At 44.4% G+C, this 26,625-nt stretch carries 23 protein-coding genes; 13 read left to right on the top strand and 10 right to left on the bottom strand.

All coding sequences use genetic code 11. From position 1 onward, the window contains the following. Positions 1–11: 11 nt before the first annotated feature. Complete coding sequence (locus IX95_RS06345; RefSeq protein ID WP_038157962.1) at positions 12–1,394, bottom strand: aspartate aminotransferase family protein; 1,383 nt, start codon at positions 1,392–1,394, stop codon at positions 12–14. A 2-nt stretch (positions 1,395–1,396) separates the two neighbouring features. Then, positions 1,397–2,512 (bottom strand): 2-aminoethylphosphonate--pyruvate transaminase, encoded by a 1,116-nt coding sequence (gene phnW, locus IX95_RS06340; RefSeq protein ID WP_038157959.1) that lies wholly within the window; start codon positions 2,510–2,512, stop codon positions 1,397–1,399. Positions 2,513–2,811: 299 nt separating this feature from the next. Here phnW and IX95_RS06335 point away from each other — a divergent pair, with 299 nt between their 5' ends. From IX95_RS06335 to IX95_RS06305, 7 genes are all read left to right on the top strand, one after another. Further along, the gene (locus IX95_RS06335) at positions 2,812–3,822 is read left to right on the top strand and encodes a putative 2-aminoethylphosphonate ABC transporter substrate-binding protein (protein WP_152562009.1); all 1,011 of its coding nucleotides are present in this window, start codon (positions 2,812–2,814) and stop codon (positions 3,820–3,822) included. A 124-nt stretch (positions 3,823–3,946) separates the two neighbouring features. After that, positions 3,947–4,354, top strand: a complete 408-nt coding sequence (locus tag IX95_RS06330; protein WP_038158503.1) for a GNAT family N-acetyltransferase — start codon at positions 3,947–3,949, stop codon at positions 4,352–4,354. Positions 4,355–4,480: 126 nt separating this feature from the next. Continuing rightward, on the top strand, positions 4,481–5,593 hold the full coding sequence (locus tag IX95_RS06325; RefSeq protein WP_038157955.1) for a putative 2-aminoethylphosphonate ABC transporter ATP-binding protein: 1,113 nt from the start codon (positions 4,481–4,483) through the stop codon (positions 5,591–5,593). Between the two features lie 25 nt (positions 5,594–5,618). Beyond that, positions 5,619–7,331 (top strand): putative 2-aminoethylphosphonate ABC transporter permease subunit, encoded by a 1,713-nt coding sequence (locus IX95_RS06320; protein WP_436411202.1) that lies wholly within the window; start codon positions 5,619–5,621, stop codon positions 7,329–7,331. Between the two features lie 9 nt (positions 7,332–7,340). After that, on the top strand, positions 7,341–8,045 hold the full coding sequence (gene phnR, locus IX95_RS06315) for a phosphonate utilization transcriptional regulator PhnR (protein WP_038157950.1): 705 nt from the start codon (positions 7,341–7,343) through the stop codon (positions 8,043–8,045). 60 nt (positions 8,046–8,105) lie between these two features. Next, the gene (locus tag IX95_RS06310) at positions 8,106–9,008 is read left to right on the top strand and encodes an EamA family transporter (protein ID WP_038157948.1); all 903 of its coding nucleotides are present in this window, start codon (positions 8,106–8,108) and stop codon (positions 9,006–9,008) included. Between the two features lie 357 nt (positions 9,009–9,365). Further along, positions 9,366–9,725 (top strand): DUF3316 domain-containing protein, encoded by a 360-nt coding sequence (locus tag IX95_RS06305; protein ID WP_021455071.1) that lies wholly within the window; start codon positions 9,366–9,368, stop codon positions 9,723–9,725. Between the two features lie 79 nt (positions 9,726–9,804). Here IX95_RS06305 and IX95_RS06300 read toward each other — a convergent pair whose 3' ends face one another. Further along, positions 9,805–11,280 carry a peptide MFS transporter gene (locus tag IX95_RS06300; RefSeq protein WP_031342210.1) on the bottom strand — a complete coding sequence of 492 codons (1,476 nt, stop codon included), beginning with the start codon at positions 11,278–11,280 and terminating at the stop codon, positions 9,805–9,807. Between the two features lie 281 nt (positions 11,281–11,561). On the opposite strand from IX95_RS06300, the gene IX95_RS06295 reads away from it, so the two are divergent. The 3 genes from IX95_RS06295 to IX95_RS06285 all read left to right on the top strand — a co-directional run bounded on the left by IX95_RS06295 (position 11,562) and on the right by IX95_RS06285 (position 15,188). Next, positions 11,562–12,686, top strand: a complete 1,125-nt coding sequence (locus tag IX95_RS06295) for a M14 family metallopeptidase (protein WP_038157947.1) — start codon at positions 11,562–11,564, stop codon at positions 12,684–12,686. 148 nt (positions 12,687–12,834) lie between these two features. Then, on the top strand, positions 12,835–14,238 hold the full coding sequence (locus tag IX95_RS06290; RefSeq protein WP_038157946.1) for an FAD-dependent oxidoreductase: 1,404 nt from the start codon (positions 12,835–12,837) through the stop codon (positions 14,236–14,238). A 56-nt stretch (positions 14,239–14,294) separates the two neighbouring features. Next, entirely contained in the window at positions 14,295–15,188 is an 894-nt protein-coding gene (locus tag IX95_RS06285) for a LysR substrate-binding domain-containing protein (RefSeq protein WP_038157944.1), read from the top strand. On the opposite strand, the gene IX95_RS06280 is transcribed toward IX95_RS06285, so the two are convergent. Then, positions 15,164–16,534 (bottom strand): L-serine ammonia-lyase, encoded by a 1,371-nt coding sequence (locus IX95_RS06280; RefSeq protein WP_038157942.1) that lies wholly within the window; start codon positions 16,532–16,534, stop codon positions 15,164–15,166. The genes IX95_RS06285 and IX95_RS06280 overlap by 25 nt on opposite strands. Before the next feature lie 148 nt (positions 16,535–16,682). Between IX95_RS06280 and IX95_RS06275 the strand changes: the two genes are divergently transcribed. Beyond that, on the top strand, positions 16,683–17,534 hold the full coding sequence (locus tag IX95_RS06275; protein ID WP_038157940.1) for a YdcF family protein: 852 nt from the start codon (positions 16,683–16,685) through the stop codon (positions 17,532–17,534). Here the strand turns inward: IX95_RS06275 and IX95_RS06270 are convergent. Together IX95_RS06270 and IX95_RS06265 are read right to left on the bottom strand one after the other, a co-directional pair. Next, positions 17,515–18,180 (bottom strand): hypothetical protein, encoded by a 666-nt coding sequence (locus tag IX95_RS06270; protein WP_038157938.1) that lies wholly within the window; start codon positions 18,178–18,180, stop codon positions 17,515–17,517. The genes IX95_RS06275 and IX95_RS06270 overlap by 20 nt on opposite strands. A gap of 224 nt (positions 18,181–18,404) precedes the next feature. Next, the gene (locus IX95_RS06265) at positions 18,405–18,662 is read right to left on the bottom strand and encodes a putative hemolysin (protein ID WP_038157937.1); all 258 of its coding nucleotides are present in this window, start codon (positions 18,660–18,662) and stop codon (positions 18,405–18,407) included. 202 nt (positions 18,663–18,864) lie between these two features. On the opposite strand from IX95_RS06265, the gene IX95_RS06260 reads away from it, so the two are divergent. Next, a complete protein-coding gene (locus IX95_RS06260; protein WP_038157935.1) occupies positions 18,865–19,797 on the top strand; it encodes an exopolyphosphatase in 933 nt (310 codons plus the stop codon). A gap of 55 nt (positions 19,798–19,852) precedes the next feature. Here IX95_RS06260 and IX95_RS06255 read toward each other — a convergent pair whose 3' ends face one another. Both IX95_RS06255 and IX95_RS06250 read right to left on the bottom strand, forming a co-directional pair. Further along, positions 19,853–20,869 (bottom strand): GGDEF domain-containing protein, encoded by a 1,017-nt coding sequence (locus IX95_RS06255; RefSeq protein WP_019275155.1) that lies wholly within the window; start codon positions 20,867–20,869, stop codon positions 19,853–19,855. A gap of 165 nt (positions 20,870–21,034) precedes the next feature. Next, positions 21,035–21,970 (bottom strand): chemotaxis protein, encoded by a 936-nt coding sequence (locus IX95_RS06250; RefSeq protein WP_006960778.1) that lies wholly within the window; start codon positions 21,968–21,970, stop codon positions 21,035–21,037. Positions 21,971–22,164: 194 nt separating this feature from the next. Between IX95_RS06250 and ppiC the strand changes: the two genes are divergently transcribed. Next, the gene (gene ppiC, locus IX95_RS06245) at positions 22,165–22,443 is read left to right on the top strand and encodes a peptidylprolyl isomerase PpiC (RefSeq protein WP_004745652.1); all 279 of its coding nucleotides are present in this window, start codon (positions 22,165–22,167) and stop codon (positions 22,441–22,443) included. 396 nt (positions 22,444–22,839) lie between these two features. On the opposite strand, the gene IX95_RS06240 is transcribed toward ppiC, so the two are convergent. Then, positions 22,840–23,382: an outer membrane beta-barrel protein gene (locus IX95_RS06240; protein ID WP_038157932.1), complete on the bottom strand. Its 543-nt coding sequence runs from the start codon at positions 23,380–23,382 to the stop codon at positions 22,840–22,842. 421 nt (positions 23,383–23,803) lie between these two features. After that, a complete protein-coding gene (locus tag IX95_RS06235; protein WP_038157921.1) occupies positions 23,804–26,359 on the bottom strand; it encodes a glycosyl hydrolase family 18 protein in 2,556 nt (851 codons plus the stop codon). Positions 26,360–26,625: the final 266 nt, after the last annotated feature.

Here is a 26,625-nt window from a genome sequence, read left to right as displayed (position 1 = left end):
ATATCCTGTTATCAGTAGTTGTGTTCATTACATACATTGGCAATCGCTTCTTCAAAGATAGCCAGCGCTTCGGTAAGTTGCTGACGTGAAATAATTAATGGTGGGCTGAGCTGAATAACATTGCCTTGAGAAACTTTAAAGCTCAAGCCATTATTCAGACATTGATAAAGTACGGCTTCCGCTTCATCAAACGCTCTTTGTTTGGTTTGCCTATTTGTCACGAGTTCTACGCCCCAAAGTAAACCGATGCCGCGAACGTCTCCGATTACTGGGTATTTCTCTTTCATTTCCAGCAACTTTTCACGTACAAATTCGCTATCGTCTTTTACTTTTTCCAGTAAACCTTCTTGCTCTATAGCTTCCATAGTTGCGAGTGCAGCGGCGCAGCCTATTGGACTCTTCTCGTGGGTGTAATGACCCATAGAAATTTGCTCTGCAGTGTTATATTTGTCTTTGGTTACCATCGCTGCAATGGGAACCAATCCACCACCAAAACCTTTTCCAATACACAATATGTCAGGTTCGATGTCATAGGCTTGATACGTGAACCATTCTCCGCTGCGCCCCATGCCGTTAGGAATGTCGTCAATAATGAGCATGACATTGTGCTTATCGCATATCTCACGAATACGTTTCCAGTAGGCTTTGCTGGGTACCTGAACATCGGTATTGCGCACAGCTTCGGCAATAAAAGCACCAATGCCGCCTTCTTTTTCAATCACATATTCCAGATAGTCGGCATAGTGAACATCGCTACCATCAGAAGAGGCGTTCTGGAAAGCACCGCGGTAGGATACAGCAGGCGGAATACGTTCTACTCCTGCCATTAAAGGGCCCATACCTTCACGGAAACAGGCTTCACCGCCAACGGAGATTGCGTCCAGAGAGGCACCGTGAAAAGAGTCCCACAAAGAGACCACTTTAAAGTTGCCAGTGACATGACGAGCTAACTTGAGTGCCATGCCTATTGCCGATGTGCCGCCTGGGGCGAACAAGACTCTGTTGAGCTCTCCACCACAGATCTGCGTGAGTTTTTCAGCGCATTGAATCGCGGTTTCATTGGTGAAGCGGCGAGGCGAAAATGGCAGATTCGCAATCTGTTCGGTGACACGCTTAATCACATGTGAATGACCGTAGCCGAGCTGGTGAACGTTGTTGCCATGAAAATCCATGTACTTTTTGCCTGTGGCATCTTGAATATAGATTCCTTCGGCTGCTTCAAGTGCGTCCAGACACGGTGTAGACATGGCCTGATGCAGAAAGACGTCGCTATCGCGCTGTAGCAGTTCTTGCGTACGTTCGTCGTTTAGGGATGCGTTCCAAGCCTGTCGAGCAGGCGTGGTATTCACATCTCCTTCACTGCGAAAGTGGGTTGGTTTTATCGACTGAGTCATGATTAAGCTACCGTTTGCGCTTCTTTCCAGTACATGGCGTTCTTGATTGCACCGATCAAACGCTCAATATCCTGCGGGTATACTTCGCCAATATTGCCAATTCGGAAGCAATCTGCGTTAGATACCTTGCCCGGATAGATGACAAACCCTTGCTCTTTCAGGCGGTCATAAAACGCCTTAAATTGATAGTCCGGATGAGTCGGGGAGTAGAAAGAAGTAATAATTGGTGAGTGAAGATCATCGCTTAACAATGGTTCAAAGCCTAATGAACGCATACCTTCGACTAGAGTTGTCTGGTTAGTTTGATAACGAGTGTGACGTGCCTGAACCCCGCCTTCCTGTTCGAGCTCTAACAGCGCTTGGTAAAACGCGCGTACAGTGTGAGTTGGAGATGTGAAACGCCATTTTCCATGGTTCATTTCCATACACTTCCACTGATCGTACAAATCTAGGCTCAATGAACGGGCTTGCCCTTGGCATCTTTCCAGTTCGCTTTGCTTTGCTATGACAAAACCAAACCCTGGTACACCTTGAATACATTTGTTGGCAGAGCTGATCATAAAGTCGACGCCCATTTCGCCAATGTCCATTGGAATACCGCCAAAGCTAGACATCGCGTCTAGGATGACAACTTTACCGTGTTGTTTTGCCAATTGAGTAATAGCCTCAATTGGATTCAGCATGCCAGTTGTTGTTTCGCAATGAACAATGGCAACGTGAGTAATACCTGGATCCGTTGCCAATGCAGTTTCCACCTCGTTCAAGTGTGGCTGTGATGTTTCGCCTGGGGAAACTACATGGCAAGGGATATCTAGGTATTGTGCGATTTGTGCAATTCGAGCGCCGTAGGCACCGTTGTCAACAACAAGCAGTTTGCCTTCTTTTGCTATCGCACTGCCAATGGTTGCTTCAACTGACGCTGTTCCACTGCCTTGCATAAGTACACTCGTATAGCCCTGGTGTTGAGTCGCCAGCTTTGTCAATTTAATACGAATCACTTCTACGATGTCTTTGTTGTATTCATCATCCCAAGTACACCAGTCTTTTAACATAGCTTCACGGACCGTTTCTGATGTCGAAAGTGGTCCAGGAGTTAGCAGTAAGTATTCGTTTTTCATCCTAATATCCATGATTGTTGTTTTTGGTATACACCAGAATTTGAACTCACTCTAACAGGGCAGAAAACGATGAGTAAATAGACAAAAACTGAAATTCATAAAACTTTAACATCGCATCGTTGTGGGATTTTAACTTGGTCAAATTTCTGGATAGGTTTCTAAAAAGTGCCATTTTTTATTCATAGAATCGTCACAAAGCCATTTTAGGGTGTATATCGTTAACTGGTACAGACCAATCGACTTTTGCAAAGAGAATGCAATGTCAATCGGTCTCAAACAAATAGTCTTAATTGGAGAAAATGATGAAAAACCGTTTGATGAAAGGATCGCTGGCTGCACTTGTCTCTCTGCTAGCAACGAATGCAATGGCGTCTCAGGAAGTAACGGTTTACACCGCTTTCGAAACGGACATTCTTGCAAAGTACAAGTCTGCGTTTGAGAAAGAAAACCCAGACATCAAGATCAAGTGGGTTCGCGATTCTACGGGTATTATGACTGCTAAGTTACTGGCAGAAAAAAACAACCCACGTGCAGAAGTTGTATGGGGCCTGGCAGGTTCTTCAATGGCATTATTGAAAGACCAAGGTTTGCTTAAGCCATACACGCCTAATGGTGTAGAGTCCCTACATGCGAACCTTAACGACCCGCAATCGAATCAAGCTTGGTTTGGTAATGATGCATTTTTCAACGCAGTTTGTTTCAATGAAGCGGTGGCGAAACAGTTGAACCTACCTAAACCTACGTCGTGGGAAGACCTGACAGATCCGGTCTACAAAGGTCACATTGCGATGCCAAACCCTGCGTCTTCTGGTACAGGTTACATGCAGGTTTCTGCATGGCTACAAAACATGGGTGAAGACAAAGGTTGGAACTACATGAAGGCGCTGGATAAAAACATCGCACATTATACGCACTCAGGTTCTAAGCCATGTGTACAAGCGGGTATGGGCGAAGTAGCGATTGGTATTTCTATGGCTAGCCGTGGTGCTAAGCTGAAGACTCAGGGCGCACCTTTGGCTGTGATCACACCTAAGGGCATTGGTTGGGAATCAGAAGCAGTAGGTCTGGTTAAAGAGTCCGAAGCGGCGAAACGTGTTGTTGATTGGTCTATTTCTAAAGCAGCAAACGAGCTGTATGTAGAAATGTACCCGGTTGTTGCTCATAAAGATGTCAAAGCAAGCGTCTCTAACTTCCCTAATGTACAAGAGAACATGGCAGAGATGGACTTTGCTCAAATGGGTAGCAAGCGAGCAGACATTCTTGCAACTTGGTCTGCGAAATTTGACGCAAAATCAGAGCCAAAATCATAAGGTTTTGATAACCTTACTGGCCTCTTATGGCTGAGTATTTTAGGGAGAGCATAGGCTCTCCCTTTTGCATTTTGGATTCATCACAGGCAAATTTGTTCAAAGGTTATTCGAGGTAGAAGAAATCATGGACGTTAGAAAAATATCAGCAGAAGACACGCTTGCTTTAAGGCATCAGGTACTTTGGCCAGAGAAGAGTATCGATTTTTGCCGTGTGGAAGAAGATGACGTGGGTTTACATTTTGGTGCGTTTGTCGCTGGAGAGTTAGTCTGTGTCGCTTCTGTATTCGTCTCTGACAATGTCGCTCGATTGAGAAAGTTTGCTACTTCTCCGGAGTATCAAGGGCAGGGGATAGGTTCAAACGTACTCAAGGTTATAATTAGTGAATTGCAAAGTACGGGCGTCATTGTTTTTTGGTGTGATGCTCGTGAAAGCGCATTATCGCTGTATAAAAGATTTGGTATGACAGAGCAGGGTGAGCGCTTTTACAAGGGGGATATCCCATATTACAAAATGTCTGTCGCTTGGGATTAATCTGAGTCGGTCTTGGTGGTTAAATCATCCTGCCTTCATGCTTTTGTCATCTTTGGTCTATAAATTTGTAATGCGTCTGAAATAAACCAGATTTAGAGTTGGTATATACCATTTGGAGAGTGTGTTATGCCAACTAACCAACCTTATCTACAGATTGAAAACGTTGTAAAGCAATTCGGGCAATTTACAGCGCTTAAAAATATCTCACTTGCCATTGAAAAAGGCGAGTTTGTTTGTTTCCTTGGGCCATCTGGCTGCGGTAAAACGACGCTACTGAGAGCCATTGCTGGGCTCGATCTTCCAACTTCAGGTTCAATTTCTCAACACGGTGAAGAGACTACTTTCCTACCACCTGAAAAGCGCGATTTTGGCATTGTATTCCAATCGTATGCTCTGTTTCCCAATCTGACTGTGCAAGAAAACATTGCTATTGGCCTGAAGAATCAAGGCATGTCGAATCAAGAAGCACTGGAGAAAGTCGATTACTGGCTGGAGATGATTGGACTTCCTACATCTGGGCAAAAGTATCCAAATCAGCTATCTGGTGGTCAGCAGCAGCGTGTCGCACTTGCTCGTGCTTTAGCCCTTTCTCCAGGCCTACTACTACTTGATGAACCTTTATCTGCACTTGACGCCAAAGTACGTGTTCACTTGCGTGATGAGATTTGTAAACTACAACGTAAGCTGGGCATTACAACCATTATGGTGACTCATGATCAGGATGAAGCGCTGTCGATGGCAGATCGCATTGTGGTGATGAATCACGGCGTAATTGAGCAAGTTGGCACGCCACAGGAAATCTATCAACAACCAGCAACCCGATTTGTTGCTGAGTTTGTTGGTAGCATGAATTTTATTGGTGCTTCGGTGGCAACTGACAGTCAGCTACGCATTGCAGAGTCCCTCATTCAAGCCCCGGTGTTGGAAAACAGAAATCTGGTCCGTGGTGATCGTTTTGACTTAGCAATCCGTCCAGAGAATATTCGCTTTTCCGAAGAAGTAAAGGATGCGTTGCCAGTCCGTATTCGTACCTATGAATTTTTAGGGTCGTTCTGCCGATATGAGTGTGAGTTGCAGCACGACAAACACGCTGCTCCTATCTTTGTTGACGTTTCCGGTGAACAAGCGCAAAACATGAAGCTGCGTGTTGGCGACATTCGCTACATTCAGTTTGCCGAGCGAGGAGCCAGAGCCTACCCAGCGTTGAGCGCAAATGGCGACAAAGCGATTGCGGCTTAGGATGAATGCAATGGACAGTAATACAATGAATAGTTCGACGCTGATTGCTCTGAAGAATCATTCTACCAGCCACTTAAAACGTATCAGCCGCGATAACATCGTCTTGTTTAGCTTACTTGCGCTTCTATTTTCGTTGCTGGTGATTTTTATCGTCATGCCTCTATGGGCGATGTTGGCGAAAAGCGTGCAGGGTACGGAAGGTGAATTTGTTGGTTTAGCCAATTTTGCCAGCTATTTTTCACAGGCGAGCCTGTGGCAGTCTCTCGGGAATACATTGACGGTTGGATTGTTGGTAACCGCTGTTGTTGGTGTTCTGGCGTTTGGCTATGCCTACGCATTGACTCGCTCTTGTATGCCGATGAAGGGCTTGTTCCATGTCTTGGGTGCAGCGCCTATTCTTGCACCTTCGCTGTTACCTGCGATCAGCCTGATTTTTTTGTTTGGTAATCAGGGTATAGCGAAAGAAGTGCTGGGCGGTCATTCTGTGTATGGTCTAATTGGTATTTCGTTAGGTTTGATTTTCTGGACCTTCCCCCATGCGTTGATGATACTGACTACCTCGCTTCGTACGTCTGACGCGCGTTTGTATGAAGCCGCTCGCGCGTTGAAAACATCTCCACTGAAAACGTTCTTTATGGTGACTTTACCCGCAGCGAAATACGGATTGATCAGCACGCTGATCGTTGTCTTCACTTTAGTTGTGTGTGATTTTGGTGTGCCAAAAGTCATCGGTGGAAGCTATAACGTTCTTGCTACGGATATCTTTAAGCAGGTTGTCGGGCAGCAAAACTTCTCTATGGGTGCAGTGACCAGTATTCTGTTGTTGATTCCCGCTTTGTTAGCATTCGTGGCAGACCGTTGGGTGCAGAAAAAACAAAAGAGCTTGTTTGATACGCGCTCCGTACCTTATCAACCTGAACCGAACAAAGTTCGAGATGGCGCTTGCTTCCTGTATTGTTCATTGATCTCATTAGCGGTCATTACGGTATTGGGCATGGCGGTTTATGGTTCCTTGGTGACCTTCTGGCCTTGGAATAAAGCACTAACGCTGAATAACTATAACTTCGCCGAGATGAGTACTTATGGTTGGCAACCGTACTTCAACTCATTATCGCTGGCGACATGGACTGCCATTATTGGTACCGCATTGATTTTTGTCGGAGCATATTGCATCGAGAAAGGACGCGCCTTTGCTCCTGTAAGGCAGGCAATGCAAATGCTGAGTGTGGTACCCATGACCGTGCCGGGCATGGTGTTAGGCTTGGGCTATATTTTCTACTTTAACGATGCCAATAACCCGCTGAGCTTCCTCTATGGCACGATGGCCTTTCTGGTAATCAATACAGTGGTTCACTATTACACTGTCGGTCATATGACAGCCGTGACGGCGCTGAAGCAGATCCCAGCAGAAATCGAGGCAACAGCAGCTTCCGTCAAGTTGCCTCAATATAAGCTGTTCTTTAAAGTGACTTTGCCCGTCTGTGTCCCTGCGACATTGGATATCGCTACGTATCTGTTTATTAATGCATTAACCACCACTTCTGCGGTAGTATTCATCTATTCAACTGAAACCATTCCGGCTTCTGTTTCTGTATTGAATATGGACGATGCAGGTCAGACGGGCGCTGCAGCAGCGATGGCGGTGATGATCATGATTTCAGCTACGGTCGCAAAGCTAGTGCACATGACGCTAGGGAAATGGTTAGAAAACAGAACGCAAGCGTGGCGTAAAAGGTAAGGACAACGGGTGCAGTACGTAAAAATTAAAGATTCTATTGTCGAGCAGATTGAATCCGGTTTACTTTCACCGCGGCAAAAATTGCCAGCAGAGCGTAAACTGTCAGAATCGTTTGATACCACTCGTGTGACATTACGTGAAGCCTTGTCATTGCTGGAAGCGGAAGGTCGTATCTATCGCGAAGACCGCCGTGGTTGGTTCATTTCTCCAGAGCCTTTGAAGTATGACCCTACGCAGACGTTGAATTTTACCAATATGGCGCTGGCGCAAAACCGTTCCCCACAGACTGAACTGATTGCGGCAAAGGGCATTCTTGCCAATAAGCAGGCTGCTAGCCTTCTTGGGCTTCAACCATTCTCCGATGTTTATAAGGTGGATAGGGTAAGGTATCTGGAAGATCGCCCTGTGGTGTTTGTCACTAACTATATTCGTCCTGAGCTGTTTCCTAATCTTTTGGACTTCGATTTATCTCAATCGCTTACCGATATCTATCGTGATCACTTCGGCATGGTGTATCAGAAAATTCGATATCGCATCAGTACCAGTAGTTTGCTCGGAGATACCGCTCAGGCGTTGAGAGCTACGTCTGGTACACCAGCTATGGTCGTCGAGCGTATTAACTACAACCAGCATGGTGAGCTTATCGATTGTGATATCGAGTATTGGCGCCACGATGCAATTAGCATCGAATCTATTGCTGTACTAAACCACTAATCTCTTCTCTTAATTTGATGGGCTTCCGTTTGTGGAAGCCCTTTTTTACAAGGATTTTCTATGTCTGTTTGGGCTATGTTTCTGGTTGTTATTTCTGCTTTTCTTCATGCAGGATGGAACTTGCTCAGCAAAAGCAATAAAGCTTCGGGGCCAGCTTTCTTTCTCGCCAGTAGTTCAGCGGCGGCGTTGCTGCTCACTCCTTATATCGTCTGGTACATCAATCAAGTTGGTGTCGATTCATTCCCTCAAACCTTCTGGTGGATTCTATTGGCTAGTGGTATTGCCCAGATGGTTTACATGCTGGGCCTTGGGTTCGCATACAAGCAAGCGGATATTGGCGTGATTTATCCTATTGCGCGGGCACTACCTGTATTGATGGTAGGCGCAGGTACGGTTGCTCTTGGTTATGATTTGTCGACGCTTAGCTGGGTTGGCTTCTCGCTTATCACACTCGGTTGTCTATTTGTTCCTTTAGAATCATTCAGGCAGTTTAATTTGCAGGGATACCTCAATGCTGGTGTGTTGTTTGCTCTTATTGCTGCGCTTGGAACCTCGGGTTATTCGATCCTTGATAAAGAAGCTCTAGTAATTTTGGGTAATGCTTTTCAACAAGTAGTGAGTGATAAAGCCTCTGCGGTTTTCTATTTGGGGATACAGTTTTGGTCAATTGCGTTGTGTATCGCGAGCTATCTATTAGTTGCTAAGCGATTTGATGACTTTAAAGATGCTTGGGCTATCAAGAAGCCTTCAGCCATTGCAGGCACAATGATGTCAACCACTTATGGGCTGGTGCTTTACGCAATGACAATGACGGAGAATGTAAGTTATGTGGTCGCGTTGCGTCAGCTTAGTATTGTGTTTGGGATGATATTTGGAATTATTTGGCTATCTGAAAAGTTTTTAGTTACCCGCCTATCAGGAACGATGTTGATCTTAGGTGGCTTAGTTTTGACCGTGCTCTGACGGGCAACAACTCATGTATCGGGTGGACTATTCTCAATAGTTGATTAAATTTATCAGTTTTTATTATGACATTTGTTACTTATTTTATGAGAAATAATTATAAAGAGTAAAAGCCTTCCGCTTTCTTCGTTCTAGACTCGAAATAATAAGTGATTGAAGTCACATAAAATTATCTTATTAGCATATCTTGGACCACTAAAACCCTAATTTTTATACAACAACTAGTTTTAAGTAATCGTCGAATTTGTTGAATAACAAGTGCAAGATTTTCTAATCCCTATCGGTCTTCTTTTACGTACCATTTAGGTATTCGAGCGAGGCACAAGGCTCGATTTTAAGGTAACTAAGGAGTCAGTTATGATTAAGTTAATCAGTCTATCTAGCGTATTGTTGTTTAGTTCTTTTGCTGTTGCAGGTTTAAGTGGTAACACTTCTCTAAAATCCGTCACGATGACGGGAGACATTGTACAGAGTAGTGATGCTGCGTTTTCTGCTGGGCATGCAATGGCCGATCAAATCAACAATAAATCGCCTTACGAGCTGAGCCGCACTGTGGATTACTATTCAGGTGAGCTTGTGGATACTAGTTCATTTAAAATCATTCAATCTAGTGTATCTGTAAAAGAGCTTGTAAATTCTGATGGTGAAGTGGCATACCAGCCAGTACTAAGCGTGGATTATAAGTACCGCACCCACTCTTCTTCTAATAGAGACTAAATACGTCTTTATTGGTTTTTTGCTAGCACCTAATAAAAAGCCCCGGATATAAACCGGGGCTTTCTGTTTCATGAATCTATTAGCTTTCAGCTTCAACTAACTCAGGCTGCTCATCTGCACGAGCTGCATCTAGCATCTTACGAATGATGACAGAAGAAATCAGAGCAATTGCAACCATGACTACGGCTAGTACAGTTAGCAATTGGAAGTAATCACCGTAAACGTTTTGTACGATCTCTTGCGTTATTTCCTGGCCTTTTTCGAGTGCGATTGAGGTTGAGAATACCGCGCCCACGATACCACTCAATGCCATCGCCACTGAGAAGAGCGACACCGAGAAACCTTCAATGTGTTTTGGAGCGACTGAAAGGATAAAGGCGACTACCAAGCTACCAACGATAACTTCGGCAAATGCTTGGAAGAAGTGAATCGCTAAGAAGACTTCAGGACGAATCACAACGTCTTCACCAATGTTCATTACAGCCATTGTCAGAATACCAAAGGCGATAGCGGTGAAGATAAACGCAAAGCCGATCTTTGTCGCAGTGGAGAAGTTGATGCCTTTTTTCTCCAGAGAAGAAAACGTCATGGCAATCACAGGGCCCGCAACAATACACCAAAGTGGGTTCATTGCCATTGATGCTTCCGGAGCGATAGGGATGATGTTGAACAGGTCACCACGCATGGTGTTGATGGTTACCATGGTCATAGAGGTCATCATTTGACCGTAGTACACGAAGAAGCAGGTCGTGAGTACAGTCATGATAAGGATTGTGCCCATTTTCAACGCGTCTGACTTACCTGACTTGATCATTAATGTGATGAAATACAGGATAGCTGCAGCACCGATGGCGTAGACAATGTTCTGGCCAATATCCATGTTTGAGAACATGAAGAACACTAAGCCAACCATTGCTGCCGAAAGGGCAAAGAACGACAGCCAGTTTTTAACACTCACTGAGTTCTTGTCGATATCTGCACCCACACCAACTAACTGTTTGTTGAAGATGACTAGGGTAACAAAAGCGAAACCAGCCATTACCGCAGACAGCATGAAGCTACCATGGAACCCGATTGCCAGGACAAACATTGGGAACAGATATTGGCCGAGAAGTGCACCGACATTGTTGACCGAGTAGTTGACGGGATAGCCGTTTTCGAAGTCTTCTTCAGTAGAAAAAGTGCGTTTGTATAGACTTGGATAAGAAGGAGACATCAAACCACGCGCGTAGCTCGCCAGTGCGATACCGACAAGGCTCATTGGCACGTTCGTTGTTGATGCACCTAGCACGAGTAGCGTATAGCCAGTTGCAAAAGTGCCGTAAGCAATAGTGAGTGAACGGTAGGCTCCAAGGAATTTATCTGCTATGAAGCCACCCGCGATAGCGAACAGTGGACCGATAGAAGAGAAAGCCCCGACAACCATCATGGTGTCCGCTTCACTATACCCCAGATCTTCTAAGAAGAAGCGGGTCAGGATAACCATCACACCGTAGAATGATAAACCAAACATTGCTTGGCAGAACATCATTGATTTGTTGAGTTTATTCCACATAATAGTCTCATATAGTTGGTATAACACAGAATTAACATCTGATAATAATATCATCTGTGGCATGTTATAAATTGAAACAATTATCGCAGAAAATGCATTCGATGCACGAGTTTTTCTAAATCTCGCATAACTTTTTATAATGAAGTTGAACCAAAACGTTTGCGTCGGATAAGTATCACTTGCAAACCTTTTGTCAGGAGTCTGCATTTTCATTTTGGTGCACTAACCTTTGTGTTAGCCTGTCTGGCAATCTCGCTCTTATTGATAAGGAAAGTAATTCAATGAAGATCTTCAGCAATTTCGAAAGTGGTAGTATTGAAGTCGTCAACGCAGATGACAAAGATGCAATTCAACTTAAGATTCCTAATGACAACCAATCTGAGTTTTATCAGTGGTTCCACTTTCGACTGGAGACAGAAGCTGAGCAGTCACATTCTATTCAGATAGTTGACCTGAAAAACTCTGCGTATCCAGAGGGTTGGAAGGATTATGACGTAGTGGCCTCTTATGACCGAGAAGAGTGGTTCCGAATTCCGGCCGAATTTGACGGTGATACGCTTAGTTTTACCGTGATTCCTGAACATGGCTCAGTTTACTTTGCCTATTTTGCGCCTTATAGCTATGACCGACACCAAGATCTGTTGCATGCCGCGCAAAGCGCTCATCACTGCAAACTGGAAACTCTAGGGCATACCCTTGATGGCAATGACATGAGCTTACTGACTTTTGGCGAACCGGAAGAAGGCAAGAAGAAAATCTGGGTCATCGCTAGGCAGCACCCAGGTGAAACCATGGCCGAATGGTTTATGGAAGGGATGATTCAGCGCCTGATTGATGATGAAGACACAGGTGCTCGTGCGTTACTTGATAAAGCGGTACTTTATGTTGTACCAAACATGAACCCTGATGGCAGTATCCGTGGACATCTACGTTGTAACGCGATTGGTGTAAACCTTAACCGTGAATGGCAATCTCCAAGTATGGAGAAAAGTCCTGAAGTCTTTTTGGTAAGAGAGAAGATGCTTGAAACTGGTGTGGACATGTTTCTTGATATTCACGGCGATGAAGCGATCCCTTACAACTTTGTTGCGGGTTCAGAAGGCATTCCCTCTTATGATGAGCGATTGGCTTCACTTGAAACTGCATTCAAACAGGCACTGCATACTGTGACTCCTGAATTCCAAGATGAGTTTGGCTATGACAAAGATGAGCCGAGTAAAGCTAACCTAACGGTAGGCTCAAATTGGGTGGGGGAACAATTCAAGTGCTTGTCTTACACGATTGAAATGCCGTTTAAAGACAACAACGATTACCCTGATCCTCTTTATGGTTGGTCGCCCGAGCGAAGTCTTCAGTTTGGTGCCGATACCTTGTCTGCAACGTTAGCAGTTTCTGACAAAATCTAGTCAGGGATCATTTCATATAAAAAGCGCAGCCAGTCTGCGCTTTTTTGTTTGCGTTAGTTTTACTATCGCTGAGCGAAAGATATCCTCGTTGGGCGATTGACGCCGATATGCGTACCTTTTGAGTATCGATAACATAAGGTATTCAGCTATGTCACAGCATCCCTCATTTTGGTTCAAACAGGCTCTAGAGCGAGAGCATCCCCTTGATACGCAACCCTTGTCAGAGGACATTACGGTTGATGTGGCTATTGTTGGCGGTGGTTATACCGGTTTATGGACTGCCATCATGCTCAAAGAACAACAACCTGAACTTGAGATCACGGTGATTGATAAAGGGCTGTGTGGCAGCGGGGCATCTGGTGCGAATGGTGGCTGTATGCTGACTTGGTCTACCAAGTACCCAACGATGAAACGTTTATTTGGTGAGGATGAAGCTAAAAGACTCGTTAAAGAATCCGAAGCTGCGGTATACGAAATCGAGCAATTTTGCCAACAGCATGAGATAGACGCAGAACTGCGCCGACAGGGCACTTACTATACCGCAACCAACACCGCTCAGCGGGGCGCGATGCAGCCAGTTGTCGATGAACTTAGGCGACTAAATATCAGCAGTTGGCAAAAATGCAATGATGACGATATCGCTCGGTTAGCGGGTTCTGCGCAGCATATTGAAGGGTACTATTCGCCTGCAGCAGGGAGTGTTCAGCCAGCATTATTGGTGCGTGGCCTTCGCCGAGTCGCTGTCGAGAAAGGCATCAAAGTGTTTGAGAACACGCCAATGACGCAGATTAACTTTGGCGATCCTGCAATCGTCATAACCCCAAATGGTAAAATCACAGCGGCTAAAGTGGTACTCGGTTTAAACGCTTGGATGGTTGAACACTTTAAACAGTTTAAGCGCAGCATTGTGGTGGTATCTTCCGATATGGTCATTACTGAACCGCTTGAAAATACACTTGAAAAAAGTGAGTTTGACCGAGGTGCAGCGGTAGTAGACTCTCGTATCTTTGTTCACTATTACCGAGATACCAAAGACGGACGGCTTATGCTAGGTAAGGGTGGTAATCGATTTTCGTTGGGTAATCGGGTTGATAACATGTTCAACCAACCCACCCGATATTTCTCCATTTTGGATAAGTCGTTCAAGAAGTTATTTCCCCACTTTAAGGAGGCCAAATTTGCCTACAACTGGACAGGTGGATCTGACCGCTCGGTAACGGGATTGCCTTTCTTTGGTCGTCTTCAGGGACAGAAAAACATCTTTTATGGTTTCGGTTATTCAGGTAATGGCGTAGTGCAGACCCGCATGGGCGGAAAGATATTGTCTTCTCTTGTGCTTGGGGAAAGTAATGATTGGACTCGAAGTGGGTTAGTACAAGGGCCGCTAGGGTGTTTTCCGCCAGAGCCGATAAGGTGGCTAGGCGCCATGATGGTGAGAAATGCGGTACGAAGAAAAGAAGAAGCAGAAGATAATGAACAATCGCCAATGATTTGGGATAAGTGGTTGGCGAAACTTGCAGGTGCTGCAGGCAAAGCAGATAAGGTTGAGTAATACACCTGTCATAAAGCCTTGGCATGCTGAGTGTTTGTAAGAACAACTGCCTACCTATGCGTTTTATCCCTCCTCTTAATGCTTTAAAAGCTTTCGAATCCGCAGCTCGGTTGCAGAGCCTAACCAGAGCTGCGGAAGAACTTAATGTGACTCGGGCTGCCGTAAGTCAGCAAGTTAAGCAACTGGAAACTTATCTTGATGCGACCTTGTTTGAACGTAAAGGCGCCAAGCTACTGCTAACGCAAGATGCTCAATATTACTTACCGCTCCTGACGCAAATGTTTGAATCACTGTCGGTTGGAACAGAGCAACTGTTTCAACGCAAACAACGCCAAATGCTGAAGCTGAGTATTGCGCAAAGCTTCTGCTTTCAATGGTTAATTCCACGTCTCGAAGACTTTCGGCGCGAATATCCCAATGTGGAGCTCAAGGTATTCACCACATCTAATGCTTATCCGAATGGGAGCAAAGTAGCGGACATTGAAATCATTAATGGACCTTTACCTCAAGATGAAGTGAAGGCCAAGGTTCTTACGGAAGAAAGTTGGGTGCTGGTTGCGGCTCCGCGGCTCGTTAAATCCAAGCTGTTGAACACGCTGGAAGAACTTGCAGGGTGTGAGAAAATTGCCACAACGGGTTACAAAGAAGACTGGCAATTCTGGTTCGATTACCATCAGTATGTGGGAGTGGTGAAAGAGCCGTCGTTGCAGTTTGATCACTCCCTCCTTTCTATTGAGGCAGCTGTTGCGGGGTTGGGTGTGCTGTTAGTGAAAGAGTTGTTGGTCGAAGAGCAGCTTATTCAGGGCAGTCTAGTGAAAGTAGGTGATAAAAAAGTGCCCAGTCGAGATGGGCACTATTTATTGCAGCGTGATGTTCACAATCCACTGGCTACTCAATTCTCCGAGTGGATCACCAAGAGTTTAGATTACTCACACGGTGGAGCCATATGAATAACCGCTAATCCGCCAAGTGACGTTTCGCGATATTTCTTGTTCATATCCTTACCCGTCTGATACATAGTAGCGATGACTTTATCTAGTGAGATTAAGCACTTGCTGGTTCGTTTTAGAGCCATGCGCGATGCATTAATCGCTTTCATTGCTCCCATCGCATTACGCTCGATACACGGAACTTGCACTAGGCCACCAATTGGGTCACATGTCATACCCAATGAATGCTCCATAGCAATCTCTGCTGCAATACAGATCTGTTCATTGCTACCACCTCTAAGTGCTGTCAAGCCTGCCGCAGCCATAGACGATGAAACACCAACTTCACCCTGACAGCCAACTTCAGCACCAGAAATGGACGCATTGGTTTTATAAAGAATGCCAATCGCTCCTGCGACCGCGAGGAAATCTTTAATCTGCTTGAGGTCGAGTTCTTTGATAAATCGGTGGTAATACATCAATACTGCTGGAATAACACCTGCGGCGCCATTGGTAGGCGAGGTGACAACCTGACCACCTGCAGCGTTTTCTTCACTGACCGCAAAGGCAAACAAGTTAATCCAATCCATGATTTCCATTGGGTCGTTTTCGATTGCTTCGTTGGCTTCCAGTTTTTTGAGCAAGTTAGGCGCACGTCGGGTAACATTTAGGCCACCTTCTAGAATCCCTTCCGTTTCAAAGCCGCGTTGCATGCAGAGGGACATGACTTTCCATATCTGTTCTGCTTTGCGGTCAATTTCATCGGCGTCGAAAAAGCACACTTCGTTTTGCAGAATCATTCCGCCAAGGCTGAAACCACTTTCCTCTGCCATGTTGAGCATCTCATCTGCAGAGGTAAATGGATAGGGCACGTCGACCGATTGCTCACTGCCACCATTCTCCAGCTCTGCCGCTGTGGCAATGAAGCCGCCGCCGATAGAGTAGTAGGTTTCAAATGCGAGCTGCGTCCCAAACGAATCATAAGCTGTTATCGTCATACCGTTTTCATGTAACGGCAGGTTGTCGCTATGGAATACAATGTCACTCTCGTAGCCGAATGCAATGGTATGTGCGTCAGCTAATAGCAGCGAACCTTCGTCCAGCGTCTGTTCGAGTGCCTGTTTAGCACTGGTCATCTTGATAGTGTCTGGCCTATTACCCATAAGCCCCAGTATCACTGCACGATCCGTGTGGTGACCTATCCCTGTCAAAGACAGAGAACCATACAGATCAACCTGTACTCTATGCACTTTCGACAGAGATTCGTTGAGCAGGCGCGTAAAGTGGTAACCGGCCAGCATAGGCCCGTTGGTGTGGGAACTGGATGGTCCAACTCCGACTTTAAAAATATCGAAAATCGACAGCATAAACTAACTTCCTGTTGATATGGCCTGTTGATCAGACTCTATTTAAATATAGTTAACAAAATATTAACCTTGCTAACGCTATCTACAAAGAAGATGTTTGTACAGTACTTCAGCAAGTTAGTATTAATAATTGAGAAGTGAGTAAATAATGAACATTCGTAATGTGGTTATTGTTCTTGGCAAGCGACTTGTTGGTAATGCTCTGACCGCTGAAGGGAGGTCACGTGTTGAAGCTCTGCCAGAGTTACTCAGTTCTTATGACCTGAATGAAACGGTATTGTTGTTTTGTGGTGGCGTGACGCCAGGTCAAAGCACGTCAGAAGCGATGGCAATGAGAGACTACTTTAAACAATTACCGTCGGCGAAGATGCTCGACGACTCCAACATTATTCTAGAAAGCGATTCACAGAATACGGTACAAAACATCCAAAATGCTGCTTTGAAGTTAAAGCAACTCGGCTTGGCAGATCAACGTGTCGAAGTGACACTCGTGTCCAATGATTACCATCTCAAGCGTATTTTTGAAATCCAGTCTCTGATGGATGAACAGGGCCTGTTGCGTACCCTTAAACAACACTGTGCAAGTTCTGGATTAAATCTGCATATTGACCAAGACATAGATCAGCATTGCAGTGTTATGTATCCGCATCAAGGTTTGTATGCTCAAGCGTTTTTATTGGTAGATGAGTTGACGACGTATCGAGTTTATTTAGAAGGGGTGGTGAACAAGGCGTTTGACAGGCCGTTAGGTGATGTCAGGTGCTTACCCGAAAAGTTGGCTCTACATGCTTTGTCATTACTGGAAGCGTTAAATCTGCCAGTGGAAATACAGGATAAGTTACAGACCATGAAAGAGGTTGTTCTCACAACAACCTCAGAATTCGACTGTCACGCAATAGAATCTCAGTTGACGTATTTCCACCAAACGTTGACGTGGCTAAACAGGCAGCTTGATCCAGAAAATCAGTCAAACTATAGCGTTAACGAACCCTCATGCTAATGCGAGTTTTCACAGCAGCGAGCGCAATGAGGCAGTAACAAAGTAGCTCCATGCTTTCCTCTGACACGTTCTTAACTTCTCGAATGTAGTGCTCGCCCATGACTGAGTGCCAGAAATGTCCCATGCCGTACAGGCGAGAAAATACGATCAGTAAAACAACGCCGCCAATCAAGAAATTCATGTGACGAGCATTTAAAATCGTCGCCATTTCGTTGATAGTGTTTTTACCTGCTCGATAAGCATAAATACACGCAACAACAGTGACGGCTAATGCTGGAAGCACCCATGCACCGTGGAAAATCATGTCAAACCAGACATCCATCTCGCGTATCGCTAATACAGTGAAAAAGCCACTAATTAAGGCAGCAGCATGAGTTATGTCTTTTCGCTCTCGCATCATGCTGTAAAAGGCCCAGACTGAAATTACCAACATCATCAGTTGTAATGACTCTGTAATGGACGCTTCACCAAATCCGGCGTTTAGGTAGCTGAAATCAGCGCGAATCGATAAGTTAACCAAAATGCTGATTGCTACGATAATGAGCGCATTGAGTGCTGATTTATAAATGATTTTTTTGGATTGAAGCGAAATTGATTCAGAGGTGGCTGCTTGTTCCTCGTACAGTGAGGGAGTTTTTTGCTTCATAGTGACATCCAGTGTAGAACGGTATAAATGTGATGTGCGACACATTTTATTCCTCACTTGCACTGTTTTGTCAGGACAATGTCATAAATAAAACACTGTTCATTAGTTGCATATTGTTACAGATTGAATGGATTGGTAAAGGAGTTATTAGCTGAATTGTCCCGAGACCGCTCGAATTAGGTGCTTCAAGTGGCTGGGGTGATTAATCGCGGTAGGTGTACGTATTAGCTATCTGAAGATTTCTGGTGTTGGCGATAGTATTCCCACTGCTCGATTCGGCTGTCCGAAGAAAGGACACAGTAGGTAACACGTTTTTCATTTTCGCTCACGGTTTCTAGTTTCCCGCCTTGCTGTGCACAGTATACGGAAGCCGGATTGGCAATAGAGGTGTAGCCTTTCACTTCATATTCATCAGGTTCACTAGCGCAGCCAGCGAGTGCTATTGCTGCTGCCGAGGTCAAAACCCAAGTCGCTTTTTTCATTCTTGTTCTCCAATCGAATCAATCAGTCGCATATCGAGTATAGAAGAGTAGATAAAAAACATTGCCTTAAGTTTGTTAAAAGATCGAAGGTGTCTAAAATTAAAAATGTACTCATAGTACTTATCTATGAAATAAGCATTGAAGCAAAAGTACCAGTTATTCGAAATGTGTGCATTGAGCTGTTAAAGATAAGGATATAAAGATGTCGGAACAGAAGCATCGTTTAGTGACACGGAGTGATTTTGACGGACTAGTATGTGCCGTTCTTTTGAAGCAACTTGAACTTATCGACGACATAAAGTTTGTTCATCCAAAAGACATGCAAGATGGCATCATAGAGATAACACCGCAAGATATTGTCACCAACCTCCCATACGTCGCACAAGCTCATCTTGTGTTTGACCACCATCTATCTGAAATGATTCGAAATCCAGGTGAGAGGCCTAATCATATTATTGACCCGAATGCGCCTTCAGCAGCACGTGTGGTTTGGGAGCATTATGGGGGAGAAAAAACCTTCCCAACTGATTGGATTGGCATGATGGAAGCAGTTGATAAAGGAGATTCAGCTCAGTTTTCGCGAGACGAAGTTTTGGACTCTACAGGCTGGAACTTGCTCAACTTTCTTATGGATGCCAGAACAGGCTTAGGGCGTTTCAAAGACTTTAGGATCTCCAACTATAACCTGATGATGGACTTGATTGAGTACTGTACATCACACTCGATAGAAGAAATATTAGATCACCCTGATGTCAGGGAGCGTATCGAACTTTACAAAGAGCATGAAAATCTGTTCAAAGAGCAGATACAACGCTGTGCGACTGTCTACGATAACCTGGTGTTTCTTGACCTTACGGGAGAGGAGGTCATTTATGCTGGTAATCGATTTATGATTTACGCTTTGTACCCTCAATGCAATATTTCAATACATAAGATGTGGGGGTTTCAAAAACAAAACACCGTGTTTGCGACAGGAAAATCGATATTTGATCGAAGCTCAAAAACTAACGTAGGTGAGCTGATGCTGAAATACGGTGGAGGCGGGCATAAAGCTGCTGGAACCTGCCAGATTGATAATGATAACGCGGAAAGCGTAGAGCGGGAACTCATCGAGGCCATTACTGCAGATGGCTAATAATTAGTGAAAGATTAAAAAAGAGCCCCTAATTGTTAGGGGCTCTTTTTATAGGTTAAAGTGGCATTACTCGGTTGCGCCCGAGTTGTTTTGCTTCATAGAGAAGCTTATCCGCTCGCTCAATGATCGAGTTAGGCATTTCACCCGGTTGCAATTCGGCTACACCAAATGAAGCGGTGATATTACCCACTTGCTTGCCAGAGCGTCTGTCTTTAATCGACAGTTTTTCTACTGAACGACGTAGACTCTCTGCAAATTGACGGGCGATTCTCAATTGCTTGTTGGGCATAATCAATGCGAACTCTTCACCGCCGAAGCGGTAGGCATGGATACCATCACGGCTACTAATCTGAAGGCGCTTAGCGATGCCTTTAATCACAGCATCCCCAAATAGATGGCCATAAGTGTCGTTGTAGCTCTTGAAGTGATCGATATCGGCCAGAATCAGGCAAATTTTCTGTTCCGAGCGGCACAGCGTGTCCAAATCATTATCGAATGAACGACGGTTGTACAGGCTAGTTAGCCCATCAAACAAGGCGTCTTGTTGTACTTCAGCAAGTTGTGTTTTGAGTCGCTGAATTTCTTCGGTTGCTGTTTCGAGCTGGTTATTTAGAAAATTAGTCGAGTGACGAATCTCTTTAGACTCGGCAACGAGTTGACGAATGACTTTCATCACTTCGTCGATGGACATTGCTTCATCATCGACTCTTTCGAGATTTTCGAAGCTTTTGTCGATCACTTGAGAAAAGTGTGAAGTATCCGCGAGCGTATCTGTCATTGAAGAGGCAACCTGACCTACGAGCACTTCAATATTGGCGCGCAACTCTTTCATGTCAGTTTCAGCTCTACTAGCAACATAGTTGTTGTAGAGCTGTTCGCCTGCTGCTGGTGGACACACGCCGTAATTCTCCAGAATGGTCTCGAGCTCACGGTTCATTTGAGGAATGGCATTTTCCACATAGGTATACCATAACGCATAATTAGCTGGCGTTGCGGCTACGTGGTTTTGCATCATAAGTGGGACAGCTTTCTTTAAGTTAGCGGTCGATTTTTTAAAATCGTCTTCTGTCATCTGATTATAAGAATTCTACGTTAACTACCGATTACGTTAAGATTAGCGGATTTAGTCCTGAGATGCTTGAGTTAATGTCAATAAAATTTGAATATTTAATAGATTTGATGAACTTACCGCAACAAAGTTCATCATACTAAAGTCTAGAACGCTTAACTTTTGGTATTACACCGCGACTTCAATTCGTTCTTTTGTGCTTCCTGATTCGAGCATGGCGGCACCTCTCAGCATAGCCTTAATTAAGTCACCTGCATTAAACTTCTCAAGAGCCTCATGTGCGCCAACCTGACGAGCTCTGTCGACACAAATTTCACTCGATAATGAAGTGTGAAGAATGATGTAGGTATTACTGAGTTGCTGTTCACTCTGGGTTTCAAACGCCAACTCATAACCGTCCAATCCAGGCATTTCAATATCGCTAACAAGAAGTTGAATTGGCTTGCCTCGTTCCGCTTCTTCTCGCATCAGTTCAAGTGCTTCAATGCCATTGTTTCGGATCTGATAAGAAATATTAATACTATCGAGTGCATCGGCGAGTTGTTTTCTTGCAATAGAGGAGTCATCAACGAGTAAAATACTCAGTGCTTTGAGCCGCTCTCGTTCGATATCGGTCAACATCGGAATCTTAGTAGATTCATATTGAGGGTAAATTTTCGACAAAAGGAGCTCTACATCGAGCATCTGTACAATCTGTTCTTCGAATCGCGTGATACCCGTAACGAAAACATTGCTACCTGCTGATTGAGGGGAAGGCTCAATAGAGCGCCAGTCACATTCGATGATTTTCTCAATCGAACGCACCATGAAGGCAACAACGGTTCTCAGACAATCGGTGACGATTAGATAGCAAGAATCGTATTCTTCTGGCTGGATCGGCCTAAAACCTATAGCGGCAGGCATATTAATCACAGGGATAGTTTTATCTCGGATGGTGACTGTGCCAATTACATGGTGATGTGAGTAAGGAATTTGAGTTGTCGGTTGATAAGGGACAATCTCACGAACCTTTAGTGTACCAATCGCAAATAGTTGTTCACTGCGAGTTAGCGTGAACATCAACATGCCTTGAGACTGATTTGCTTTACTGATTGTTTTTGCCATGACGGACGTTTCTCAAATTTGATACTTTACAATATGAGATGGTAACGCATCTACGGTTCGAATCAATTAAGATAGGTCAATTAAGTCAGATTCTTTGATAGTTTGTGTGGATATTTAGTTAATAGGATGGTGATTCTGTGCTATTTGGTTACAATGTGCGCCCTCAGATAGGCCCAATACATTGAGATTTTGACATGGCAAATACAGCGGCAGCTTTACACATCTTGGTAAAGCATAAGGAACAGGCTGAAGACATCATCAAGCAGTTGAAGAAAGGTGCAAAGTTTCAGACTCTGGCAAAAAAATACTCCACATGTCCATCTGGTAAAAAGGGTGGTGATTTAGGTGAGTTTCGCAAAGGTCAGATGGTTCCTCAATTCGATAAAGTCTGCTTTAGTGGAGAAACGCTAGTGCCACACTTGGTGAAAACCAAATTTGGTTGGCATGTAGTAAAGGTGCTATATCGAACTTAGCATAACTTTTATTCCCCTCAAAAACTAAGTAAATAATCATGTAACCTCCAGATTATTAAGGGGGTTTCATGGTGAAAGCTCTAACTGTTTAAGCTTTACAAATCTGTTTATTGGCTCATGTGCACCATACGGTGTTACTGTCAGTTTCGCCAGAAACAAACCCATTGATTGGATTTGTTTCTAGTTTAGCTACGTCAGCAATTGCAGGATGCTTAATAATACCGTAACCATTATCTTATTCATGTACGTAAGGAATATACTCAATATCAATGTCTGGAAGGTTGTCTTTATCCAGATGATCTTTATCAGTGATTGAACTATCGGTTGAGCTAGTGTTTACCCATACACAGACAGTAGGTCGAGTAATACTAGTGATTTCTTCATCATTGCTATCCTTTAGAAGCGGAAACCGAAGCTAAGGCTAGCTTGTGTAGGATCTGCGTATACAACGTTACCGTGTATACCGTGTTCGTAGTCGTACCTTAGAAACTCAAGGTTGAAATACACTTCATCCTTAACAATAACTGAAGTACCCAGACCGTAGTATGGAATTACGCTATTTGCTGATTGTGTGTAACCGTTAGATAAAACATCACCGGTTGAGTACATCATGCCAATAGGTAAGAATGGTTCTACTGATAAATACTCATTTACTTGGAAAGCCGTTTTTAGGCGAATACCACCTGTGTAATTAAATAGGTCTGCATTGTAACCGACACCATTGATGTTCTCGCTAGAGCTTGCGTGGTAGAATGCAGCGACGAAATCAACGTTCTTATGAAGACCAGTACCACCTTTGATGTTAAGGCCATTACCATCGGCTGTACCAGCGTCAATATTTGTGTAGCCAAACTCAATAAAAGACTTAGTTTCGTCAGCAGTAGTGCCAAAAGAGAGTGAAAGAATAGATACTGCTAGAGCTGATTTTAGTTTAGACATAACTTCTTACTTAAAAAGCTTCCCTCTGAATAAATCTAACGATCTCCATGCGCCAGACATACAATAAAACGGTGTTCAATATAGTCACTGTGATCATATAGAGCAATTACTCAATCGATAAAAAACCATTAAAAAGTATTGCAAAATGTGTGGATATAGTTGGAGATGAATATAACCGTCAATACCATCATTTATTGATATGTTTTCAGTTTTCATTCAGGAATCATTGGTTCTTTCTAAAGGGGGCGGCGGAGGCTCGCGCTCGGTGTATTGAATGGCAAAGTAAGATTAGAGAGTTGTCCGATGCGTAATATAGGAGTAGCTTCTAAACTGTGGTCTAAAATTAGGTATAATAGGACTCAGGTTATTACCGCACTTAAAAAAACACCCCGCGCTGGCGGGGTGTTTTGGACCTAGTGAATTATAGTTCGGTCCACGCTTGGTCCCAGTAAAGCCCTGTACCCGGCGCGTAGGCCCATGCTTCTCCTGCACACCATCCTGTGTATGGATGAGGTTTACACTCGTAGCTGTTTCCTGCGTTAGTTACACGGTCACCAGCCTCATATGCAGTACCTTCAACATATTGAGGGTATTCTCCCGGGTTACCACCATCATCTTTGGCTTTGACAAGAATTGAGAGACTTGCAGTGTCAGAGTCAGTTCCATCAGAAACAGTCACTGAAACTAGAACATTGGTATCTTGCGTAAACTCAGGGGCAATAAAGCTTGCACTGTTGCCATTCTCATTAAGCGTAACGTCAGAGGAAGACCAGCTATAGGTCAAGTTGTCACCGTCTGCATCAGAGCTACCTGATGCATCTAAAACAACATTGTCGCCAGCTTCCGCTTGAGTAGGACCACTGATATCAGCGACAGGTGGTGTGTTTTCTGGCTCGCTGCCAAATTCGGCTTTGACGTTAACTGTGTCATATGAGGTTGCATTTTCATCATCCTTCACAGTTAGTTTAAAGCTATAGGTGTCATTTGCGCCTGTATCCGGAATAGAAACAGTTGCAACAGCTTTGTCTGCATCGCCGATGTTAAGATCATTGCCGGCAATCTGCTCCCATTTGTAGGAAACGATGCTGCCATCATTGTCACGCGAGCCTGAACCATCAAGCTGAACAACTTGAGCAGTGTTGACGACGATGTCATCACCCGCGTCGGCGACTGGCGGTTGGTTGCCTGGCTCTCCACCTTCCAGTAGTCCACGTTGCATGGCATTGAGGATATCGCCGTTGTCTCCATCGATCTCCCATGAGAATAAGCCCGCAAATCCTTGAGAGCGCACATAAGCCGCTTTTGCTTCAACAGAACGAGCATCATCATAGGTGATCACTTCACCAGTAGACTCTTTATAGAGGTAAGGAGCTTTTGCTGGCTCGTCGTAGAATTGTTCAACACCAGATTTATCTAGGTAGTCCGTGACGATGTCTTTGTAGTCGATCACGCCAGCTTCCCAACTGCCCACAATTGGGCCGTTGCCAACGCCAGTAATAGGATTGGATGTATCCGTCATACTATCTCGAGTGACACCGCTCCAGCCGCGACCATACATTGCAGCACCTAATACGAGCTTGCTTGGAGATACACCTTGCTTGAGCAGTTCTTTTACGCCGTTATCCGTAGTGTATTCTGGGCCGTCATCAGGTGTTAATGTTCCTTCACACTGAGCTGCTGTGATGTGCGAACCACAGTATAGAGCAGCTTGATGACCAAGGTTGTTATCCCACGCCCCGTAGAAGTCATAAGTCATGACAAAGAGGTAATCCATGTACTGAGTTGCATCTGGGTAGTTTACGTCTTCGATTTTATCCCACCCCGCTCCAATAGCTGAAGTCAGTTCATACGTTCTCCCAGTTTCAGCAGACAGAGTATCAAGCATTTGGCGTAGTTCTTTCATCAAATCAACGTACGCTTGGCCATCTTTTTCTGGGTCACCTAAGTCTGGGTTTGCTCCTGTACCACCAGGGTATTCCCAGTCAATGTCAACGCCGTCATAGAACTTCCAAGTAAGAAGGAATTCTTTGACAGATGCGACGAAGGTATCGCGATTCTTTTTGTCGGTGAATCCGAAGAAGGGGTCGGACAGCGTCCAACCACCGATAGACGGGAGAATTTTCAGATCAGGATAGCGTTGTTTTAATGCCATCATCTGACCGTATGTTCCTTTAATCGAGGAATCGGCAGTGCCTGGTAGGCTAGAGCCAAAAGCGCCCCATTGATCATGAACGACGACTTCGTAGTCTTGAGAATCGCCACAAGCTAGTTGAAGTGCTCTTTGCGAGTTTTGATCGGTTAATGATTCATTTGGACCACAGATAGGTACAAACCCGTAGATGATGTGTGTTAGATTGTCGGCTGGAATGTTATCAACCGTGAATTTGCGATCATACTGGCTCCATTCGACAAAATAGGTACCCACAACTGTGCCGTCTGGTTGTGGAGGGAAAGATTGGTTATTGCTGTCGACATTCATAACCAGCGGTGCCATGCCTTTGCCGTTAGTATCCGTCACCGAAATTTGGTGCACGGGAGAAGTCGAACACTCCCCGTCAGCATCACATATGTTGACAGTCATATCATATTGGCCTGCTTCATCTATCTGTACTTGCGTATCTCCAGAAAAAGCAGATCCTGTAGGACCATTAATTGGGGCAGAAAAGATCACTTCATTGTTAAGTCTGACTTGCCACTCGGTTGCTGGCGTTCCACCGTTGTACCAAACATCCCACTCAACAGGAAAGGTAACTTGTTCATGCCTCACCACGGTTTTCTTGTATGACTGTTGGCCAGCTTCTCCGTTAATCTCAACAAATGATTGGCTTTTTACACTGGTCATATTCCAGTCCAACGCTGCTGAAGCGGGAGCTGCATGTACATTCATGCTGGCCGTACCTAGACTGAGTGCAATCACTACAGATAGAGGTTTCAGTATGCCTCTCTTACCAAACTGACGACTTTTATTTTTATCCATTGTTCTTTTCCTTTAATTCAACCCTATGTTCAAGCCTGAAAATAATTTCAATGGGAACTTATTTAGCAGACTAATTTAATCTAGAAGGGCTTTAAAAAAGGTTAAAAAGGCAATTTTTCAATATGGAACTAATGGTGGCAATTAATATTATTTCATAATTGGTTATTGGACTTTCCCTAAACTAGGTGGCAGTCCGAAATAGAATTAAAGCTCTATTATTCTCGCTAATATTGTTAAAAATGGATGGTGGAGTTTTGACGGCTTTG

It is taken from the genome of Vibrio sp. B183 (assembly GCF_000740665.1).
GTDB lineage: Bacteria > Pseudomonadota > Gammaproteobacteria > Enterobacterales > Vibrionaceae > Vibrio > Vibrio coralliilyticus.
The sequence above is the reverse complement of the archived record's forward strand: the minus strand, read 5'-3'. Positions and strand labels throughout refer to the sequence as shown.

Bases quoted from the DNA above. Each gene is read 5' to 3' on its own strand.
- IX95_RS06345 (WP_038157962.1), bottom strand. From the start codon at position 1,394: ATGACTCAGTCGATAAAACCAACCCACTTTCGCAGTGAAGGAGATGTG.
- phnW (WP_038157959.1), bottom strand. From the start codon at position 2,512: ATGAAAAACGAATACTTACTGCTAACTCCTGGACCACTTTCGACATCA.
- IX95_RS06335 (WP_152562009.1), top strand. From the start codon at position 2,812: ATGATGAAAAACCGTTTGATGAAAGGATCGCTGGCTGCACTTGTCTCT.
- IX95_RS06330 (WP_038158503.1), top strand. From the start codon at position 3,947: ATGGACGTTAGAAAAATATCAGCAGAAGACACGCTTGCTTTAAGGCAT.
- IX95_RS06325 (WP_038157955.1), top strand. From the start codon at position 4,481: ATGCCAACTAACCAACCTTATCTACAGATTGAAAACGTTGTAAAGCAA.
- IX95_RS06320 (WP_436411202.1), top strand. From the start codon at position 5,619: ATGAATAGTTCGACGCTGATTGCTCTGAAGAATCATTCTACCAGCCAC.
- IX95_RS06310 (WP_038157948.1), top strand. From the start codon at position 8,106: ATGTCTGTTTGGGCTATGTTTCTGGTTGTTATTTCTGCTTTTCTTCAT.
- IX95_RS06305 (WP_021455071.1), top strand. From the start codon at position 9,366: ATGATTAAGTTAATCAGTCTATCTAGCGTATTGTTGTTTAGTTCTTTT.
- IX95_RS06300 (WP_031342210.1), bottom strand. From the start codon at position 11,280: ATGTGGAATAAACTCAACAAATCAATGATGTTCTGCCAAGCAATGTTT.
- IX95_RS06295 (WP_038157947.1), top strand. From the start codon at position 11,562: ATGAAGATCTTCAGCAATTTCGAAAGTGGTAGTATTGAAGTCGTCAAC.
- IX95_RS06290 (WP_038157946.1), top strand. From the start codon at position 12,835: ATGTCACAGCATCCCTCATTTTGGTTCAAACAGGCTCTAGAGCGAGAG.
- IX95_RS06285 (WP_038157944.1), top strand. From the start codon at position 14,295: ATGCGTTTTATCCCTCCTCTTAATGCTTTAAAAGCTTTCGAATCCGCA.
- IX95_RS06280 (WP_038157942.1), bottom strand. From the start codon at position 16,534: ATGCTGTCGATTTTCGATATTTTTAAAGTCGGAGTTGGACCATCCAGT.
- IX95_RS06275 (WP_038157940.1), top strand. From the start codon at position 16,683: ATGAACATTCGTAATGTGGTTATTGTTCTTGGCAAGCGACTTGTTGGT.
- IX95_RS06270 (WP_038157938.1), bottom strand. From the start codon at position 18,180: ATGAAGCAAAAAACTCCCTCACTGTACGAGGAACAAGCAGCCACCTCT.
- IX95_RS06265 (WP_038157937.1), bottom strand. From the start codon at position 18,662: ATGAAAAAAGCGACTTGGGTTTTGACCTCGGCAGCAGCAATAGCACTC.
- IX95_RS06260 (WP_038157935.1), top strand. From the start codon at position 18,865: ATGTCGGAACAGAAGCATCGTTTAGTGACACGGAGTGATTTTGACGGA.
- IX95_RS06255 (WP_019275155.1), bottom strand. From the start codon at position 20,869: ATGACAGAAGACGATTTTAAAAAATCGACCGCTAACTTAAAGAAAGCT.
- IX95_RS06250 (WP_006960778.1), bottom strand. From the start codon at position 21,970: ATGGCAAAAACAATCAGTAAAGCAAATCAGTCTCAAGGCATGTTGATG.
- ppiC (WP_004745652.1), top strand. From the start codon at position 22,165: ATGGCAAATACAGCGGCAGCTTTACACATCTTGGTAAAGCATAAGGAA.
- IX95_RS06240 (WP_038157932.1), bottom strand. From the start codon at position 23,382: ATGTCTAAACTAAAATCAGCTCTAGCAGTATCTATTCTTTCACTCTCT.
- IX95_RS06235 (WP_038157921.1), bottom strand. From the start codon at position 26,359: ATGGATAAAAATAAAAGTCGTCAGTTTGGTAAGAGAGGCATACTGAAA.